Origin of the sequence: Nocardia sp. NPDC057353 (assembly GCF_042667085.1) — a bacterium.
In the GTDB taxonomy this organism is placed as follows: domain Bacteria; phylum Actinomycetota; class Actinomycetes; order Mycobacteriales; family Mycobacteriaceae; genus Nocardia.
In genome coordinates this window covers 18,544-34,482 of the sequence record NZ_JBHVAK010000037.1, presented here as the reverse complement: position 1 = coordinate 34,482, position 15,939 = coordinate 18,544, and the positions used below count along the sequence as shown (strand labels likewise).

16 protein-coding genes and 1 riboswitch are annotated in these 15,939 nt (G+C 73.3%); of the genes, 8 read left to right on the top strand and 8 right to left on the bottom strand.

What is annotated here, in order from left to right; all coding sequences use genetic code 11:
- The first annotated feature begins 96 nt into the window (after window positions 1–96).
- Window positions 97–314, top strand: a riboswitch (cobalamin riboswitch).
- 134 nt (window positions 315–448) lie between these two features.
- A complete protein-coding gene (gene metE / locus ACFUUZ_RS19870) occupies window positions 449–2,704 on the top strand; it encodes a 5-methyltetrahydropteroyltriglutamate--homocysteine S-methyltransferase (protein WP_378698220.1) in 2,256 nt (751 codons plus the stop codon).
- Window positions 2,705–2,927: 223 nt separating this feature from the next.
- Here metE and ACFUUZ_RS19865 read toward each other — a convergent pair whose 3' ends face one another.
- Both ACFUUZ_RS19865 and ACFUUZ_RS19860 read right to left on the bottom strand, forming a co-directional pair.
- Window positions 2,928–3,080 (bottom strand): hypothetical protein, encoded by a 153-nt coding sequence (locus ACFUUZ_RS19865; RefSeq protein WP_378698218.1) that lies wholly within the window; start codon window positions 3,078–3,080, stop codon window positions 2,928–2,930.
- A gap of 121 nt (window positions 3,081–3,201) precedes the next feature.
- The gene (locus tag ACFUUZ_RS19860; protein ID WP_378698215.1) at window positions 3,202–3,864 is read right to left on the bottom strand and encodes a winged helix-turn-helix transcriptional regulator; all 663 of its coding nucleotides are present in this window, start codon (window positions 3,862–3,864) and stop codon (window positions 3,202–3,204) included.
- Here ACFUUZ_RS19860 and ACFUUZ_RS19855 point away from each other — a divergent pair.
- Window positions 3,863–4,186: a hypothetical protein gene (locus ACFUUZ_RS19855; protein ID WP_378698213.1), complete on the top strand. Its 324-nt coding sequence runs from the start codon at window positions 3,863–3,865 to the stop codon at window positions 4,184–4,186. The genes ACFUUZ_RS19860 and ACFUUZ_RS19855 overlap by 2 nt on opposite strands.
- Here the strand turns inward: ACFUUZ_RS19855 and ACFUUZ_RS19850 are convergent, their stop codons facing one another.
- Together ACFUUZ_RS19850 and ACFUUZ_RS19845 are read right to left on the bottom strand one after the other, a co-directional pair.
- Window positions 4,187–5,290 (bottom strand): hypothetical protein, encoded by a 1,104-nt coding sequence (locus ACFUUZ_RS19850; protein ID WP_378698211.1) that lies wholly within the window; start codon window positions 5,288–5,290, stop codon window positions 4,187–4,189.
- A gap of 51 nt (window positions 5,291–5,341) precedes the next feature.
- On the bottom strand, window positions 5,342–6,055 hold the full coding sequence (locus ACFUUZ_RS19845) for a GntR family transcriptional regulator (RefSeq protein WP_378698209.1): 714 nt from the start codon (window positions 6,053–6,055) through the stop codon (window positions 5,342–5,344).
- A 96-nt stretch (window positions 6,056–6,151) separates the two neighbouring features.
- On the opposite strand from ACFUUZ_RS19845, the gene ACFUUZ_RS19840 reads away from it, so the two are divergent.
- The 6 genes from ACFUUZ_RS19840 to ACFUUZ_RS19815 are packed head-to-tail and all read left to right on the top strand — an operon-like array spanning window position 6,152 to window position 12,025.
- Window positions 6,152–6,841, top strand: a complete 690-nt coding sequence (locus tag ACFUUZ_RS19840) for a phosphonatase-like hydrolase (protein ID WP_378698207.1) — start codon at window positions 6,152–6,154, stop codon at window positions 6,839–6,841.
- Window positions 6,842–6,871: 30 nt separating this feature from the next.
- Entirely contained in the window at window positions 6,872–7,843 is a 972-nt protein-coding gene (locus ACFUUZ_RS19835) for a phosphate/phosphite/phosphonate ABC transporter substrate-binding protein (RefSeq protein ID WP_378698205.1), read from the top strand.
- Window positions 7,844–7,847: 4 nt separating this feature from the next.
- Complete coding sequence (gene phnC, locus ACFUUZ_RS19830; RefSeq protein WP_378698203.1) at window positions 7,848–8,669, top strand: phosphonate ABC transporter ATP-binding protein; 822 nt, start codon at window positions 7,848–7,850, stop codon at window positions 8,667–8,669.
- Window positions 8,666–10,264, top strand: a complete 1,599-nt coding sequence (phnE, locus tag ACFUUZ_RS19825; RefSeq protein ID WP_378698201.1) for a phosphonate ABC transporter, permease protein PhnE — start codon at window positions 8,666–8,668, stop codon at window positions 10,262–10,264. Before phnC ends, phnE begins: the two co-directional genes overlap by 4 nt.
- Window positions 10,240–11,244 carry a zinc-binding dehydrogenase gene (locus ACFUUZ_RS19820; RefSeq protein WP_378698199.1) on the top strand — a complete coding sequence of 335 codons (1,005 nt, stop codon included), beginning with the start codon at window positions 10,240–10,242 and terminating at the stop codon, window positions 11,242–11,244. The genes phnE and ACFUUZ_RS19820 overlap by 25 nt, the downstream gene beginning before the upstream one ends.
- A gap of 52 nt (window positions 11,245–11,296) precedes the next feature.
- Window positions 11,297–12,025 (top strand): GntR family transcriptional regulator, encoded by a 729-nt coding sequence (locus ACFUUZ_RS19815; RefSeq protein ID WP_378698197.1) that lies wholly within the window; start codon window positions 11,297–11,299, stop codon window positions 12,023–12,025.
- Here ACFUUZ_RS19815 and ACFUUZ_RS19810 read toward each other — a convergent pair.
- The 4 genes from ACFUUZ_RS19810 to ACFUUZ_RS19795 form a co-directional block, all read right to left on the bottom strand.
- Window positions 11,994–13,124, bottom strand: a complete 1,131-nt coding sequence (locus tag ACFUUZ_RS19810; RefSeq protein ID WP_378698195.1) for a TIGR03364 family FAD-dependent oxidoreductase — start codon at window positions 13,122–13,124, stop codon at window positions 11,994–11,996. The genes ACFUUZ_RS19815 and ACFUUZ_RS19810 overlap by 32 nt on opposite strands.
- Window positions 13,125–13,204: 80 nt before the next feature.
- Window positions 13,205–13,984, bottom strand: a complete 780-nt coding sequence (locus tag ACFUUZ_RS19805; RefSeq protein WP_378698192.1) for an ABC transporter ATP-binding protein — start codon at window positions 13,982–13,984, stop codon at window positions 13,205–13,207.
- Window positions 13,985–13,994: 10 nt separating this feature from the next.
- Complete coding sequence (locus tag ACFUUZ_RS19800; RefSeq protein WP_378698190.1) at window positions 13,995–14,867, bottom strand: ABC transporter permease; 873 nt, start codon at window positions 14,865–14,867, stop codon at window positions 13,995–13,997.
- Window positions 14,864–15,889 carry an ABC transporter substrate-binding protein gene (locus tag ACFUUZ_RS19795; protein ID WP_378698188.1) on the bottom strand — a complete coding sequence of 342 codons (1,026 nt, stop codon included), beginning with the start codon at window positions 15,887–15,889 and terminating at the stop codon, window positions 14,864–14,866. Before ACFUUZ_RS19795 ends, ACFUUZ_RS19800 begins: the two co-directional genes overlap by 4 nt.
- Between the last annotated feature and the right edge of the window lie 50 nt (window positions 15,890–15,939).

The following is a 15,939-nucleotide window of genomic DNA, read 5'->3' as shown; positions in this document are numbered from 1 at the left end:
ATCGACGACTCACCCGACCATGCGACCGGATTGATATATTCGTCGGTGCAGCTGGTTCGCCGGAGGCGGAGTCGAAGGAGCCCCTGACCCGTCCGATGGCGTCGAAGCCCGTCGAGCACAGTCGGCGGGTGAGAGGGAACCCGGTGGAAATCCGGGGCTGTCCCGCAGCGGTGAGTGGGAACGACAGCCGTCACCCGCACTGGGCACCCGCCTGGGAAGCGACGGTCGGTAGGACCAGCCCCGGGCCCCGGGGCCGACCCGATTCGGGTCGATGCCCACGAGTCCGAAGACCTGCCCGTTGTACCGGAGACGCCGTCTCCGGTGGCCGTCGCCTCGCGGATCGGGCGCTACGCCAGTGGACCCGGGCACGGGAACGATGCTTGCAGGGCTCCATCAGCGTGCGCTCTTGAAGGGTGGCGGTTCTTACTGCTGACTCTGGAGCTCATCAATGTCGAACTCGCGCACCACCTTCACCGCGACCGTGCTGGGATTCCCGCGCGTCGGCCCGAATCGGGAACTCAAGCGTGCCACCGAGGCGTACTGGGCGGGCCGCGCCGATGCGGCGAGCCTGCACGCCGTCGCGAAGGACCTGCGCACCGCGCAGCTGACGGCGGCTCGGGACGCCGGGCTGGATTCGGTGCCGGTGGGCACCTTCTCGTACTACGACCAGGTGCTCGACACCGCCGTGCTGCTCGGCGCGCTGCCCGAGCGGGTGGCCGGGATCGTCGACGAGCTGGATCGCTACTTCGCCGCCGCCCGCGGCAATGCCGAGGTCGCGCCGCTCGAGATGACCAAGTGGTTCGACACCAACTACCACTACCTGGTGCCCGAACTCGGCGCGGACACGGCGTTCGCGCTGCACCCGGAGAAGCCGCTGGCCGAGCTGAAGGAGGCGCTCGCGCTCGGCGTGCCCGCGCGGCCGGTGGTCGTCGGCCCGATCACCTTCCTGAAGCTGGCCAAGTCGGTGGACGGCAGCGACCTGCTGAACCGGCTGCCCGACCTGCTTCCGCTCTACGAGCAGCTGCTCGGGCTGCTCGTCGAGGCCGGTGCGCAGTGGGTCCAGCTCGACGAGCCGTCGCTGGTCACCGACCTCACCGAGGCCGAGCTGGCGGCGGTGCGCAGCACCTACCAGCGGCTCTCCGAGCTGTCGGCGCGCCCGGCGATCCTGGTGGCCGCCTACTTCGGCCGGTTGGGCGTGGCGCTGCCCGCGCTCGCCGAGACCGGGATCGAGGGAATCGCCGTCGATCTGGTCGCCGGCGGTGACGCGGATCTGGCCGCGGCGAAGTCGATCACCGACAAGCTGATCGTGGCCGGGGTGGTCGACGGCCACAACATCTGGCGCGTCGACCCCGACCACGCGCTGCCGTACCTGACCGAGCTGCGCGATGCCGGGGTGACCGTCGCCGTGTCCAGCTCCTGCTCGCTGCTGCACGTTCCCTACAGCCTCGCGCCCGAGACCGACCTGGACGAGCGGTTGCGCAGTTGGCTCGCGTTCGGTGCCGAGAAGATCGCCGAGATCCGGCTGCTCGCCACCGCACTGGCCGAGGGGGAGAGCGCGGCGCTGGAGATCGCGCGCACCGCCGTGGCCGACCGCAAGGCCGACCCGCGCCTGCGCGTGGCGGCGGTCCGCGAGCGGCTGGCGAACCTGGACGCGGACGCCGTCCGCCGCGCCCCCGCCGACGAACGCCGCATCCTGCAGCAGGAACGCCTCAACCTGCCGCTGCTCCCGACGACCACCATCGGCTCCTACCCGCAGACCGGCCGGATCCGGGTGGCCCGTGCGGAACTCCGCCGCGGCGAGATCGATCAGGCCGAGTACGACACCCGCATGCGCGCCGAGATCGCCGAGGTGATCGCGCTGCAGGAGGAGATCGGGCTGGACGTGCTGGTGCACGGCGAGCCGGAGCGCAACGACATGGTGCAGTACTTCGCCGAGCAGCTCGACGGCTTCGCCGCCACGATCAACGGCTGGGTGCAGTCCTACGGCACCCGCTGCGTTCGCCCGCCGATCGTCTACGGCGACGTGGCGCGCCCCGCGGTCATGACCGTCGAGTGGATCACCTACGCCCAGTCGCTCACCCGCAAGCCGGTCAAGGGCATGCTGACCGGCCCGGTCACCATCCTGGCCTGGTCGTTCATCCGCGACGACCAGCCGCTCGCCGACACCGCGCGGCAGATCGCGCTGGCCATCCGGGACGAGACGGTGGACCTGGAGGCCGCGGGCATCGGCGTCATCCAGGTGGACGAGCCCGCGCTGCGCGAACTGCTGCCGCTGCGCCGGGCCGACCAGGCCGCCTACCTGGAGTGGGCGGTCGACGCCTTCCGGCTCGCCACCGCCGGGGTCGCCGACGCCACCCAGGTCCACACGCACCTCTGCTACTCGGAGTTCGGTGAGGTCATCGGCGCGATCCACGGCCTGGACGCCGACGTCACCTCGATCGAGGCGGCGCGCTCGCACATGGAGGTGCTCGACGACCTCAATGCGATCGGCTTCGACCTCGGTGTCGGCCCGGGTGTCTACGACATCCACTCGCCGCGCGTCCCCGGCGCCGACGAGGTGCAGAAGTCGCTGGCGCTGGCGTTGAAAGCCGTTCCGGCCGAACGGCTGTGGGTCAACCCGGACTGCGGGCTCAAGACCCGCAAGACCGATGAGGTGACCGCCTCGCTGCGCAACCTCGTCGCGGCGGCGCAGGCGCTGCGCTGACCTGATCCCGGGGTGGCGCGCTGCTGCGCCACCCCGGCATTCCGGCGCTTCCCTTCGATTCCGAGGCCGACAGGCACCACTCTTCGCACACGGGCGCGCTGACCGTGCGAACCCGCAGGCGCGCTGCGCAAGTGTGGCTCGGACCTCGTTCGCGGTGCTGCCGTGTTCCGGACCGAGGTGGGTATTGCGCGCGTATGCGCGGACGTGAGCACGTGATCTTCGACTACGGCTGCGCGGCGGTGCACTGCACGGTGCCGACGCTGCTCGGGCTGCCCCGCCGCAGCCGGGTGTTCCTGGCCGCGCTCGGCTCGGCGCAGCTCGGGCTCGCCGCGCTGACGGCGCGCTCGGTGCTGGGGCAGCGCGCCCACCGCCGCATCGAGCGGGGGTTGATCCCGGTCTACTTCCTGCTGCCCTGGCTCACCGGGGTCCTCCCGCATCGCCGCACGCACCTGTACCTGGCCGCGCACAGCGCCGCGCGGGTGCTGCACCGGCGCGGCCTACTCCGCTGCGCCGAGGAGTCCGAAGGCGGCGGCCAGCGGTGCCGCGGCGGCGGGGTCGCCGGTGATGGTGAGCGCGCCGCTCTCGACGGCGCCGCCGAGTGTCACCGTGCCGTTGGCCAATTCGGCGAGCGTGGCGACGTCGGCGGCGACGACCGCGCGCGGTGACTCCGCCGGGACCGCGCGGAACTCGATCCGCTCCGGCCCGATCGTGAACCGGAAAGCCACGCCTTCGGTCCGGAGCTCGTAGACCCCGTGCGCCTCCGGTCGCACCGCCTCCGGCCGAAACCTGGCCTCCATGGCGATGGCCACCAACTCCGGGTCGAGATGCTGCCCCGGTGTGGGCGCACCGAGCCGGGGCAGCCCCCAGCGCGAGAGCGAATGGAAGACCGGGCGCAGCGCCTCGCCGTCGGCGGTCAGCTGGTAGACGGCCGAAGCCGCTGGGGGCGGCAGGGTCGTCCTGCTGATCACCCCCGCCGCGTCGAGTTCCTTGAGGCGCTGGCTGAGCAGCCCGGTCCCGATGCCGGGGAGGCCGTCCAGCAGGTCGGTGTAGCGCTTGGGGCCGAGCAGGAGGTTGCGCAGGATCAGCATCGACCACCGCTCGCCGAGCAGGTCGAGCGCGTGCGCGACGCCGCAGTACTGGTTGTAGGTGCGCTTGGCCATGGTGTCCGCAGCAGGTGCTGCCTCCCTGGGCGCGCCGAACGCGCTGACGAGAGCCTTCGGTGCGCGCAGCACGCCGGAGTCGCTGTACCTCACCCGCGTCTACGGGATTCGTGCGCTCGCCATGGGGTTCGGCTACCTCACCGCCGGTCCCCGGGAGCGGGCGCGATGGCTGCGCCTCGGACTGCTCATCGACCTCAGCGACACGGTCGCCGGCCTCGGTCACGTCCGGCGGCGGGACGTCTCCCCGCGGGTGGCGTGGCCGCTGGTCGCGCTGACCGGGGCCTACGCCGCGGCCGAGGCGGTTCGGCTCGGCGTGCGGTAGTCAGGCGGCGCCGGTGTCGCTGTGCCGCGCGTAGGCGGCTTCGCGGACGGTGTCGTCGTCCTCCAGCCCGGCGCCGAGCGCACCGCCGACCGTGGCCAGCGAACACGTCAACCACGCCAGCTCCAGGTAGTCCCCGATCCCGACCGGATGCCCCAGCGCCTCGGCGAACCCCGCGGGCACCACCAGGAACGCCGCCGCCAGCACCGCCAGACCGAACAGCGCCAGGTAGAACGCGCCGACGCCGATGAGCACGGTCGCGACGGTCGCGATATTGAACATCGCCACCTGCTCCCGCATCCGCCGCCCCGGCGCGCGCTCCCACAGCTGCGCCCCGATCACCAGCGTGGCCGCGATGGCCACGATCGACCCGACCATGGCCAGGGTCGACCGCACGGCGCCGAAGGTGTCGGCCATCCGCCAGATATCGGAGGTGATCAGCGCGAACACCCCCGCCGCCGCGGCCGCGGCCAGCGCGCGCGAGAGCCGGAGGGTGAGCCGCCACGGCTGGTTGGCGCGCACCATGCCGGTGATCAGCCGCAGGTTGCCGGTCAGCACCCTTGCGGTGAACGCCGAGGCGCCCGGTTCGGTGTCGGTGCCGAGCTCCCGCACCCGTCGGATCAGTTCGCGATCGGTCGAGCCCGCGGAATCCGGATCGTCCGGGTCGTGGCCGAGCAGCCGGGCCACGAGTTCGGCCGCGACCTCGTTCAACCGCCTTCCCCGCCCCCGCGGCCCGAGCGCGGGAATCGAGACGACCGCGACCCCGTGCAGCGGGCTGGCGTGCGCCAGCACCGGGCGGCGGCGCTCGTGCAGCGGCAGGTCGGTCACGCCTATCACCACGTCCCACCCCCGGGCCAGCATCAGCTCCCGCGCGGCCGCCACGATCTCGCCGTCGCCCGCCGGCGGCGTCACCAGCCGGTCCTCGACCAGCTCGACCTCCCACTCGGCCCCGGCCAGCCGTGCCCCGAGCCCGGCGGCGAAGGCCTCGTCGCCCAGGTGCTGCCGCGCCAGCTCGAAGGCGGGCCCCGGCGCCGCCACCACCCCGAGTACCACCCGCGGCTCCCCGTGCTCCCGTTCGACGCCGCGCGGCGCTTCTTCTGTCGTCACGTCGGGTCATTCAAGACGTGATCGAGGCCGCGGTCGAATCCGGGTGCCGGGTCAGCGGCGCTGGATCGAGGTGAAGGTCATGCGGTCGCCGCGGTAGAGCGAGCGGCGGTGTTCGATCGGCACCCGGTCCGGGTCGTAGGAGATGCGGTTGAGCAGGAACATCGGGGTGCGGGCGTCGACCGAGAGCAGCGCCGCCTCGCGGGCGTCCGGCAGCGTGGTCTCGATGCTGTCCACGGCTTCGTCGAAGGGGATGCCGCGGGAACGGATCTCGGCGTAGAGCGAGGCCTCGGTGTCGAAGGTCTCGACCAGGCCGGGGTAGCGGTGGGCGGGGAGCCGGGTGGTCTCCAGGCCGACCGGGATCCCATCCACCACCAGCACGCGCTCGAGCTGGACCACCGGGGTGCCGACCGGGATCGCCAGCGCCGCCGCCAGGAAGTCGTCGGCGCTGAGCCGGGTCCAGGCCACCAGGTCGCGGCGGGCCTCGCGGCCCTCGGCGCGCGCCGCCTCGGTGTAGGAGCCGAGCGCCAGCGGCTGCACCAGCTTCGGCCTGGCGACCACGGTGCCCCGGCCGCGGCGCTGGATCCGCCCCGCCACCAGCAGTTCGCGCAGGGCTTGGCGCACGGTCTCGCGGGAGACCCCGAAGCGCAGCGCGAGCCCACGCTCGGAGGGCAGCTGGGCGCCCTCGTCCAGGCGGTCGAGGAGTTCGTCCACGTGGGCGCGCACGACCTGATGCTTGAGGACCCGGGGTTCGGGCTGCGACGTCACGGAAACAGCCTACCATTTTTGGTATATACCAATTGTTCACTTTGCGTTCGCTCGGCGTGTGCTGATTGGTCTATACCAAAAGTCACCGTAGTTCCCGTGCCACAGCAACCCACCGACATCGCGCTCGCCGTGCTCGACATGGCGGGCACCACCATCGCCGACGACGGGCTCGTCGTTCGCGCCTTCGAGGCCGCCGCGACCGCCGCCGGGCTGCCCGCCGCGGGGGAGGAGCGCGACCGGGCCCGCCGGTACGTGCTGGACACCATGGGCCAGTCCAAGATCGAGGTCTTCCGTGCGCTCTTCGGCACCGAGGAGCGCGCCGCCACCGCCAACACCGCCTTCGAGGAGGCCTACGCCCGCTTCGTCGACGAGGGCGGGCTGATGCCGATTCCCGGTGCCGCCGAGGCCATCTCGAGGCTGCGCGGCGAGGGCGTGCTGGTGGCGCTGACCACCGGGTTCAGCCGCGGCACCCAGGACCGCATCCTGGCCGCGCTCGGCTGGGAGACGCTCGCCGACCTCACCCTCGCCCCCGCCGAGGCGGGCCGCGGCCGCCCCTACCCCGACCTGGTGCTCACCGCGCTGCTGCGGCTCCGGGTGGACGACGTCGCCGCGGTGGCCGTGGCGGGCGACACCGCGGGCGACATGCTCTGCGGCCGCCGGGCGGGCGCACGCATCGTCGCGGGCGTGCGCACCGGCGCCCACGACGCCGCGACGCTGCGCGAGGCCGGTGCCACCCACGTGCTCGACACCATCGCCGAACTGCCCGCCCTGCTCCGTCCCGCCTGACCCGCAGCACTCCGAGAGGACCGCTCCACCATGTTCTTCCGCCACCGCCGCCCGGCCCGTGCCCTCGTGGCCGCGCTCACCGGGCTCACGCTCGCACTCGCGGGCTGTTCCGGCTCCGACTCCGAATCCCGCAACGCGCAGGGCTTCCCCGAGACCATCACCCTGGCCGCCATCCCGGCCGAGAACTCCAGCGACCTGAAGGCCAGCTACCAGCCGGTGATCGCGCTGCTGGAGCGGGAGACCGGATCGAAGGTCGAGTTCGTGCAGGCCTCCGACTACGCGGGCGTGGTCGAGGGGCTGATCGCGGGCAATGTCGACCTCGCCTTCTTCGGCCCGTTCGCCTACGTGGTGGCCGGACTCGCGGGCGCCGACATCACCCCGCTCGGCGCGGTGGTCAAGAACGCGGGCGGCAAGCCCGGCTACCAGTCCTACGGCCTGACCCGCGCGAACAACCCGGACATCAGGACGCTGGCCGATTTCCGCGGCAAGAAGGTCTGCTTCGTCGACCCCAGCTCCACCTCCGGGTTCCTCTACCCGAGCGCGGGGCTGATCGAGGCGAAGGTCATCGCCTCCGGCGCGGAGCGCGACCTCTCGGCCGGGCTGACCCCGATCTTCGCGGGCGGCCACGACTCCTCCGCGCTGGCGATCGCGGCGGGCGACTGCGACGCCGGCTTCGCCTTCGACACCATGGTGGACAAGACCATGATCGAGAAGGGCGACCTGGAGCCGGGCGAGCTGGCGACGATCTGGAAGTCGGAGACCATCGCCGGATCGCTCTTCGCCGCGAGCAACGCGCTCGGCGCCGAGACCGTCGACGAGCTGCGCGCGCTCTTCACCGAGCAGCTGAACATGGACCGGCTGCAGGCCGCGGGGATCTGCACCGGCGAGGCCTGCCGCTTCACCGACGAGCGCGCCTGGGGCGTCGTGCCCGCCACCGACGCCGACTACGACGGCGTGCGCAAGGTGTGCGAGGTCACCGGCTCGGACAAGTGCAAGGGCTGATCCGATGACCACCCCGGCGTTCCCGCCCGCCGTCGCCGGTGACGATGTCGTCGTCACCGTGGACGGGGTGAGCAAGCGCTTCGGCGCGGTCACCGCGCTGCACGAGGTCTCCTTCACCGTGCACCGCAGCGAACTGGTCGTGCTGCTCGGGCTCTCCGGGTCCGGCAAGTCGACGCTGCTGCGCTGCCTGAACGGGCTGCAGCCGGTCAGCGCGGGCCGGGTCGAGGTCGACGGGGTTCGGGTGGACCTCGCGCGCGGCGCCCGGCTGCGGGCGCTGCGCCGCGATGTCGGCTTCGTCTTCCAGCACTTCAACCTGGTCGGGCGGCTCAGCTGCCTGGAGAACGTGCTGATCGGCGGGCTCGGCAGGTTGCGGCTGCCGCGCTACGGCACGCTCACCTACCCGGCCGCCATGCGGCGCGAGGCGCTCGCGCACCTGGAGCGGGTGGGGCTGGCCGGGCTGGCCGAGCGGCGCGCCGACACGCTCTCCGGCGGCCAGCAGCAGCGCGTCGCCATCGCCCGCACGCTCATGCAGCGGCCGCGGGTGGTGCTGGCCGACGAGCCGGTGGCCTCGCTGGACCCGGAGAACGCCGGGGTGGTGATGGACCTGCTGTTCCGGATCTGTATCGAGGAGCAGCTCACCGTGATCTGCACCCTGCACCAGGTGGATCTCGCGCTCGGCTGGGCGCACCGGCTCATCGGGCTGCGCAACGGCGAGAAGGTGCTGGACCGGGCCGCGGTCGAGCTCTCCCGCGACGAGGTCATGGAGATCTACCGCCGCGTCGACCCCGACGACGCCGCCGCGACCACCCCGGCCCGGCCGCGATGAGCGTGGTGCTCGACCCACCGCAGCGGCGGCCCGCCGAGCGCGACGACCGCGCCCGCACCCCGCGCCCGTGGACGCTGCGGCTACTCTCGCTGCTGGCCGCCGTGGCGGTCCTCGTCTCCGCCGCCTACCTCGAGTTCGCCCCGGCCACCCTGCTCGACGGCATGGACGACATCGCCAGGCTGCTGGACCGGATGCTCCCGCCCCGGCTGGACGACCCGGCCCGGATCTCCACGCTCGCGCTGGAGACGCTGCTCATGGCGGTGCTCGGCACCGTGCTCGCCGCCGTGGCCTCGGTGCCGCTGGCCTTCCTCGCCGCCCGCAACACCACCCCGCACCCCGCGGTGCACGCCGTGGCGCGCGCCGTCATCACCTTCTGCCGCGCCATGCCGGACCTGCTCATCGCGGCGCTGCTGGTCCGCGGGCTCGGCATCGGGGTGCTGCCCGGCGTGCTCGCGCTGGCGCTGCACTCCATCGGCATGCTCGGCAAGCTCTTCGCCGACGCCATCGAGCAGACCGACCCCGGCCCGCGCGAAGCCGTGCGCGCCACCGGCTCCGGTCCGCTGCGCGAACTGGTCAATGCCGTGCTGCCGCAGGTGGTCCCGGCCTGGATCGGGGTCTTCGTGTACCGGGTCGACATCAACCTGCGCATGTCGGTGGTGCTCGGGTTCGTCGGTGCGGGCGGCATCGGCTTCGCGCTGCAGGACGCGCTGCGCGGCCTGGCCTACCCGCGGGCCATGGGGATCGTCGCGGTGATCCTGGTGATCATCGCCGCCATGGAGCTGTTCGCCATCGGCATTCGGCGCGTCCTGCTCGCCCCGAACCGCTCCGACCCGCGCCGCGACCGGGTCGCCCGGTTCGCGCTCGGCGGGTTGGTCGGCGGGGCGACGCTCGCCGCGCTGGTGGTGCTGGAGATCGACCCGCGGTCGCTGTTCACCTGGGTCGGGCCCGCCTGCGACGTGTTCGGGCGGATGCTGCCGCCGGACTTCGGCGCGCTCGGCCCCGAGCTGATCGACGCCACCGTGCAGACCGTCGCCATCGGCGTGCTCGCCACCGGCATCGGCGGGCTGCTCTCCATCCCGGTCGGCATCGTCGCGGCGCGCAATGTCTCTCCGCACCCGGTGCTCTACTGGGTCGCGCGGGGCTGGATCCTGCTGGTGCGCGCGGTGCCCGAGCTCATCGTCGCGGTGGTGTTCGTGGCCGCGCTCGGGCTCGGTCCGATCGCGGGCACCTGCGCGCTGGCCATCGGCTCGGTCGGGTTCCTCGGCAAGCTCGTCGCCGATGCGGTGGAGGAGATCGACCCCGGACCGCTCGAAGCGGTCGCGTCGGTCGGTGGCGGCTGGTGGAAGACGGTCACCGCGGCGGTCCTCCCGCAGGCCGTCCCGGCGATCGTCGGCTCCTGGCTCTACCTGCTCGACGTCAATATCCGCACCTCGACCGTGCTCGGCATCGTCGGCGCGGGCGGCATCGGCTACCTGCTGTTCGAGTCGATCCGGACGCTGAACTTCGAGGTGGCCGGGGCGATCGTGCTGGTGGTCTTCGTCATCGTCTACCTGATCGAAAGGCTCTCCGGATGGATTCGCTCGCTGGTGGTGTGACCAGGGCGGCGGTGTGGACCGGCGCCGGGACCGCGGTGCGCGAGGTGCCGCTGCCCGCGCCCGGCCCCGGCGCGACGCTGGTGCGGGTCGCGCTGGCCACGGTGTGCGGCAGCGACCTGCACACCGTCTCCGGCAGGCGGCCGGGGCCGTGTCCGTCGGTGCTCGGCCACGAAGCCGTCGGGCGGGTGGTGGCGGGCGGGCCGTTCCCGGCGGGAACCAGGGTGGTGTGGTCGGTGACCGCCTCCTGCGGTGACTGCGCGCGCTGTCGGGTGGGGTTCACCGCGAAGTGCGAGCGGGTCAGGAAGGTGGGGCACGAGCCGTTCGCGGGGGAGTGGCCGCTCTCGGGCGCCTACGCCGAGCACATCCTGCTGCCCGCCGGGGTCGCCGTGGTCGCGGTGCCCGAGCAGCTGCCCGATGCCGTCGCCGCGCCCGCCGGGTGCGCCACCGCCACGGTCATGGCCGCGCTCGAGGCCGCGGGCGAGCTCGCGGGCCGCCGGGTGCTGGTGACGGGGGCGGGCATGCTCGGCCTCACCGCCGCCGCGGCGTGCGTCGCGCGCGGCGCCGAGGTCGTGGTGGCCGATCCGGACCCCGAGCGGCTCGCCGTCGCCGCCGCGTTCGGCGGGCTGCCGGACGACGGCGGGCCGGTCGATGTCGCGCTGGAGTTCTCCGGCGCCCCCTCGGCCGTCGCCGCCGCGCCCGGCCGCCTCGCCTTCGGCGGCACCCTGGTCCTCGTCGGCTCGGTGACGCCGGGGCCCGCGGTCCCGGTCGACCCCGAGGCGGTGGTACGCGGCTGGCTCACCATCACCGGTGTGCACAACTACGAACCCCGCCACCTGCACGAGGCGGTCGCGTTCCTGGACGCCACCCGCGACCGCTACCCGTGGGCCTCGGTGGTGGCACCCCCGGTCGCCCTCGCCGCCGTCGAGACGGTGCTCGTCCCGCCCCCGCCGGGGCTGCTGCGCGCCTCGATCGCGCCCTGACCGCGGTGACCGGGTAGTTTCGAGCCGGTCCAGGCGAGGAACGGAGGCGACCGTGCGGCCACCCGGCACCCTGCACGAGCACGTCGCCGCCCAGCTGCGGTCGCGGATCCGCGACGGCGCCTACCCCGTCGGCGGCTCGCTGCCCAGCGAGGGGGAGCTCTGCGCCGAGTTCGGCGTCTCCCGCGGCCCGGTGCGCCAGGCCGTGGCCGCGCTGCGCGCCGAAGGGCTGGTAACCATCTCGCGCGGCCGCCCCGCGACCGTGCGCGGCCGAACCCCGGCCCGCGGCATCGCCACCTTCACGCCCTTCACCCGCTGGGCCGAGAGCACCGGGCGGGCGGCGGGCAACCGCACCGTCGAGGTCGCCCGCCGACGGCCCGCCGTCGAGGCCGCGGCGGCGCTCGGGGTGGACGCGGCGGAGTTCGTCGTCGAGGTGCTGCGGGTGCGGCTGCTCGACGGCGAGCCCGCCATGCTCGAGCGCAGCACCTTCACCGAAGCGGTCGGCGCCCTCGTCCTCGGCTTCGACACCGATTCCGGCTCGATCACCGACTTCCTCGCCGGTGCCGGGGTGCGCTTCGCCACCATGGAACACCAGCTCGACGCCGTCGCCGCCGACCCGCTCGACGCCGCCCACCTCGGCATCGCCCCCGGTACCCCGCTGCTGCGCGAGCGCCGCACCTCCCGGGACGAACACGGCGTGCCGTTCGAGTACGCCGACGACCGCTACCGCCCCGACCTGGTGACCTTCACCCTCACGAGCTCGACGCCGCCCCGACCTGGGTGATCCGGTCGAGCACCGAGGCCGCCAACCCCAGCCCGGTGGTCATGCCGATCCCGGTGGTCACCGTGGCCACGTGCACCCCCGGCTCCGGCTCCGCGATCAGGAACTCGCGGCCCCGTGCCGAGCTGTAGACGCCCTGCCAGCGCTCGCGCACCGCGATGTCGGTGCTGCCGAACAGCTCCCCGGCGTGCGCGAGCAGCATCTCGAACCCGTGCTCGGACTGGAACGGCGACTCCGACGGCTCCCGGATGTGGGTGTCGCCGATGATCAGGCTGCCGTCGGCCTGCGGGGTGACCATGAGGTGCAGGTCGGCCGCGACCTCGGCGGGGTGGTCCCGGCGCAGCCGGTCGCGCAGCGCGTCGGTGCCCGCCAGCCCCGCGAACCCCGAGTACCGCAGCAGCGACCAGCCGGTGAACAGCGGCCCTGGCAGTGGTCGCGGCAGCCGGACCGTCGCACGGAGCATGTGCAGCCTGCACCGCAGGAGGCCGTCGCTCTGCTCGGGGAAGAGGCGGTCGACGTCGTGGTTCACCGCGACTACGATCGCCGCCGCGGTCAGCGTCCCCCGCGAGGTGCGCACCCGGCCCTGCTCGACCCCCAGCACCGCGGTGCGCCACCGGAAATCGACCCCGCGCTCGCGCTCCAGCCAGGCCGCGATCGCCGGAGCGGCCGCGCGCGGATCCACCTGCAGATCCCCGGGCAGGTGCATGCCGCCGACCGCGTCGGCCACCGGCACCTGCTCCAGGAACTGCTCCCGGCCCAGCATCCGCACCTGCTCCGCGCCGCGCGCGGCCGCGAACTCCGCCATCACCGCCAGTTCGTCCGCCTCCCGCGCCACGCACCAGGTGCCCGCGGTCCCGAGCCCGAACCCGGCCTCTCCGGCCAGCCGGATCCAGTGCTCGCGCCCCGCCCGCGCGTAGTCGAGCGCCTGCCCCGATTGCGCTGTCACGCAGGCGTGCCCGAAGTTGCGGACCGAGGCGCCGAGGACGCGGTCGTTCTGTTCGACCACCGCGACCGAGAGCCCGCGCTCGCGCGCGTGGAACGCGTGCGCGAGCCCGACGATGCCCGCGCCCACAACGATCAGGTCGTACCGCTCAGATTTCACGCCTCACTGTGGCGCGAGGCGGACCAACTTGTCTATACAAGTAGGCGAATGTTCACGGCCTGTGCATACAGTTGGCCCTGTCAGTGCTCGATGAGCGCGCTGATCCGCCGCCGGTGATCGGTGAAGTCCGCGTCGTTGACATCGCGCGGCCGCGCCAACTCCACCGGAACCACCGCTTTCACGTGCCCCGGCGTGCCGTGCGAGATCCCGCCGCTCATCACCACCACCCGATCGGCCAGGTAGACCGCCTCCTCCACGCTGTGCGTGACGAACAGCGTGGTGGTGCCGGTCTCCCGGTGGATGCGCTCGAGCTCGCGCTGCAGCGAGCCGCGGGTGAGGGCGTCCAACGCGCCGAAGGGCTCGTCCATGAGCAGCACGGCGGGCTCGTTGCAGAGCACCCTGGCGATGGCGACGCGCTGCTGCATACCGCCGGAGAGCTGCTGCGGGAAGCGTTTCGCGACCCGGGTGAGGCCGACGAGCTCGATGTAGCGGGCGGCCGCGGCGGCGGCGTCGCGGCGGGAGGCGCCTGCCTGGCGCGGACCGTAGGCGACGTTCTCCTGCACGGTCAGCCACGGGAAGAGGCCGTAGTCCTGGAAGACGACGCCGCGGTCGGGGCCGGGCCCGCGCACGGGCGCGCCCGCCACCTCGAGCCGCCCCGAGGTGGGGGTCTCGAAGCCTGCGAGCATGCGCAGCACGGTGGACTTGCCGCAGCCGCTGGCCCCGACCACGGCGATGAACTCGCCCGCGGCGATCTCCAGGTCGAGGTCGGCGACCGCGGTCACCGGGCCCTGTTCGGAGGGGAACTGCTTGCCGAGCGCGGCGATGGTGATCGGGGCGCCGAGGCGGACGGTGCTGGTCATGGGTGCTCCTTCAGACGAGCCCGGGGCGGTTGCGGGTGGCCGCGCGCAGGGTGAGGGTGAGCAGGCGGTCGGAGGCGAGCCCGGCCAGGCCGATGACGATCATTCCGGCGACGATGATGTCGGTGCGGCTCATGTCCCTGGCCTGGGTGATGAGCGCGCCGAGGCCGGTGCGGATGCCGACGGTCTCGCCGACGACCAGCACCACCCAGGCCAGCCCGAGCCCGACCCGCAGCCCCGCGGTGATCGAGCGCATGGAGCTGGGCAGCACCACGGTGAAGAAGGATTTCCAGGCCGGGGTGCCGAGCATGGCGGCGGCCTCCAGCAGCCGCGGCGAGACGGCGGAGGCGCCCGCGATGGTGTTGACCAGGATCGGGAAGAACGCGGCGATGACGATCAGGAAGATGGTGGAGCGATCGCCGAAGCCGATCAGCAGCAGCGCCAGCGGCGCCCACGCGGTGACCGGGATGGGGCGCAGCAGCCCGACGGTGGAGTCGAGCAGCCGCTCCACCACCCGGATCCGGCCGATGAGCAGCCCGAGCGGGATCGCCAGCGCGGCGGCGATGAGGAAGCCGTTGAGCACCCGCAGCGCGCTGGCCGCGGTGTGCCGCCACAGCGTGCCGCTGGTCGCCTCGCCGGACCCGACCGCCAGGTCGGCGATCCGGGTGACGACCTCGGCCGGGGAGGGGACGAAGCGCATGTCGATGCCGAGCGGCAGCTGCCACTGCTGGCGCACCGCCAGCGCCCACACCGCGGTCAGCGCCAGCGGCAACCCCACCGCGTAGAGCGCGCTCACCAGGCGCTTGCCCGGCCGGAGGCGGCGCGGGGTCGGGGGAGCGGGGAGCGCGGCCGGAGCGGTGACCGGTGGGTCGGTGACGGTGGTCATTTCGCGCCCTCCTCGGCGACGGTGTCGGCGGTGTCGACGAACGACGGGTCGACGAAGACGGCCATGTCGGGGGTCCGCGGCAGCTGGCCGAGCGCCGCCATCTCGCGGGCGAGCGCGGTGACCTGGGCGACGTACTGCTCGGAGAGGTCCGCGCGGGGCCAGGTGTTGGCGATGGCGGTGGCGGCGACGGCCGGGTCGAGCCCGAACTGCTCCACCACCCGCTGCCGCCACTCCTCGCGGTGGGTGTCCATGTGCCGCACGGCGTCCCGGTGCGCGGCGACCACGGTGCGGACCAGCTCGGGGTCGGCGCCGATGACCCGCTGGGTGGTGGCCAGCCCGATATTGACCTTTCCGACCGGGGTGTCGTACGGGCTGACGATGTCGCGCGCGCCGCGCTGCTTGGCGACCGAAGGGCCGAGCTCGGCGGAGGAGAAGGCGTCGATCTGGCCGCCCGCGTAGGCGTTCGCCATGTCGGCGAAGGTCAGGTTGACCAGGGTGAGGTCGCGGTCCGGGTCGATGCCCGCCGCGGTCAGCGTCGAGCGCAGCAGCACCTCCTGCGAGGAGCCGACCGGGTACCCGACCTTCTTGCCGCGCAGCCCCCGCACATCGGGGATCGATGGCTGCCCGACGATGGCGGAGCCGCCGTCGGCCGAGGAGGCGATCAACCGCACGTCCTGCCCGTCGGCGGCGCCCGCCAGCATCGCGGGCACGCCCATGGCGGCCACGTCGATCCGCCCGGAGACCAGGGCGTTCTTCACATCCGGGGAAGAGTCGAACACCGCGACGTCCACCCGCGCGCCGCCGGTGAGGAAGCGGTCGTAGAAGTAGGGGGCGAACAGGTGCGGCTGGCCGCGCAGCGTGCCGACCCGGATCACCGTGCCGCCGTCACCGCCGCCCGCGCTCGGGGTGAAGGTGGCGTCGATGCTCGAGCAGCCGGTGACGAGCAGCGCGGCGGCGGCGAGCAGGGCGAGCAGGGCTCGGAGGGGTGCGGCGGTGGGCGTGCCTCGCGGCGACGGCGTCATGCGGGTACCTGGCAATCGTTCGTATACGGGGCGGTCGACATCGCTGTATA

What these genes read in the sequence shown, in the direction of transcription:
- ACFUUZ_RS19855 (WP_378698213.1), top strand. Translation starts at nt 3,863, where the DNA reads ATGGTGTCCGCAGCAGGTGCTGCCTCCCTGGGCGCGCCGAACGCGCTG.
- metE (WP_378698220.1), top strand. Translation starts at nt 449, where the DNA reads ATGTCGAACTCGCGCACCACCTTCACCGCGACCGTGCTGGGATTCCCG.
- ACFUUZ_RS19860 (WP_378698215.1), bottom strand. Translation starts at nt 3,864, where the DNA reads ATGGCCAAGCGCACCTACAACCAGTACTGCGGCGTCGCGCACGCGCTC.
- ACFUUZ_RS19835 (WP_378698205.1), top strand. Translation starts at nt 6,872, where the DNA reads ATGTTCTTCCGCCACCGCCGCCCGGCCCGTGCCCTCGTGGCCGCGCTC.
- ACFUUZ_RS19820 (WP_378698199.1), top strand. Translation starts at nt 10,240, where the DNA reads ATGGATTCGCTCGCTGGTGGTGTGACCAGGGCGGCGGTGTGGACCGGC.
- ACFUUZ_RS19795 (WP_378698188.1), bottom strand. Translation starts at nt 15,889, where the DNA reads ATGACGCCGTCGCCGCGAGGCACGCCCACCGCCGCACCCCTCCGAGCC.
- ACFUUZ_RS19800 (WP_378698190.1), bottom strand. Translation starts at nt 14,867, where the DNA reads ATGACCACCGTCACCGACCCACCGGTCACCGCTCCGGCCGCGCTCCCC.
- ACFUUZ_RS19865 (WP_378698218.1), bottom strand. Translation starts at nt 3,080, where the DNA reads ATGCGGCGGTGGGCGCGCTGCCCCAGCACCGAGCGCGCCGTCAGCGCG.
- phnC (WP_378698203.1), top strand. Translation starts at nt 7,848, where the DNA reads ATGACCACCCCGGCGTTCCCGCCCGCCGTCGCCGGTGACGATGTCGTC.
- ACFUUZ_RS19805 (WP_378698192.1), bottom strand. Translation starts at nt 13,984, where the DNA reads ATGACCAGCACCGTCCGCCTCGGCGCCCCGATCACCATCGCCGCGCTC.
- phnE (WP_378698201.1), top strand. Translation starts at nt 8,666, where the DNA reads ATGAGCGTGGTGCTCGACCCACCGCAGCGGCGGCCCGCCGAGCGCGAC.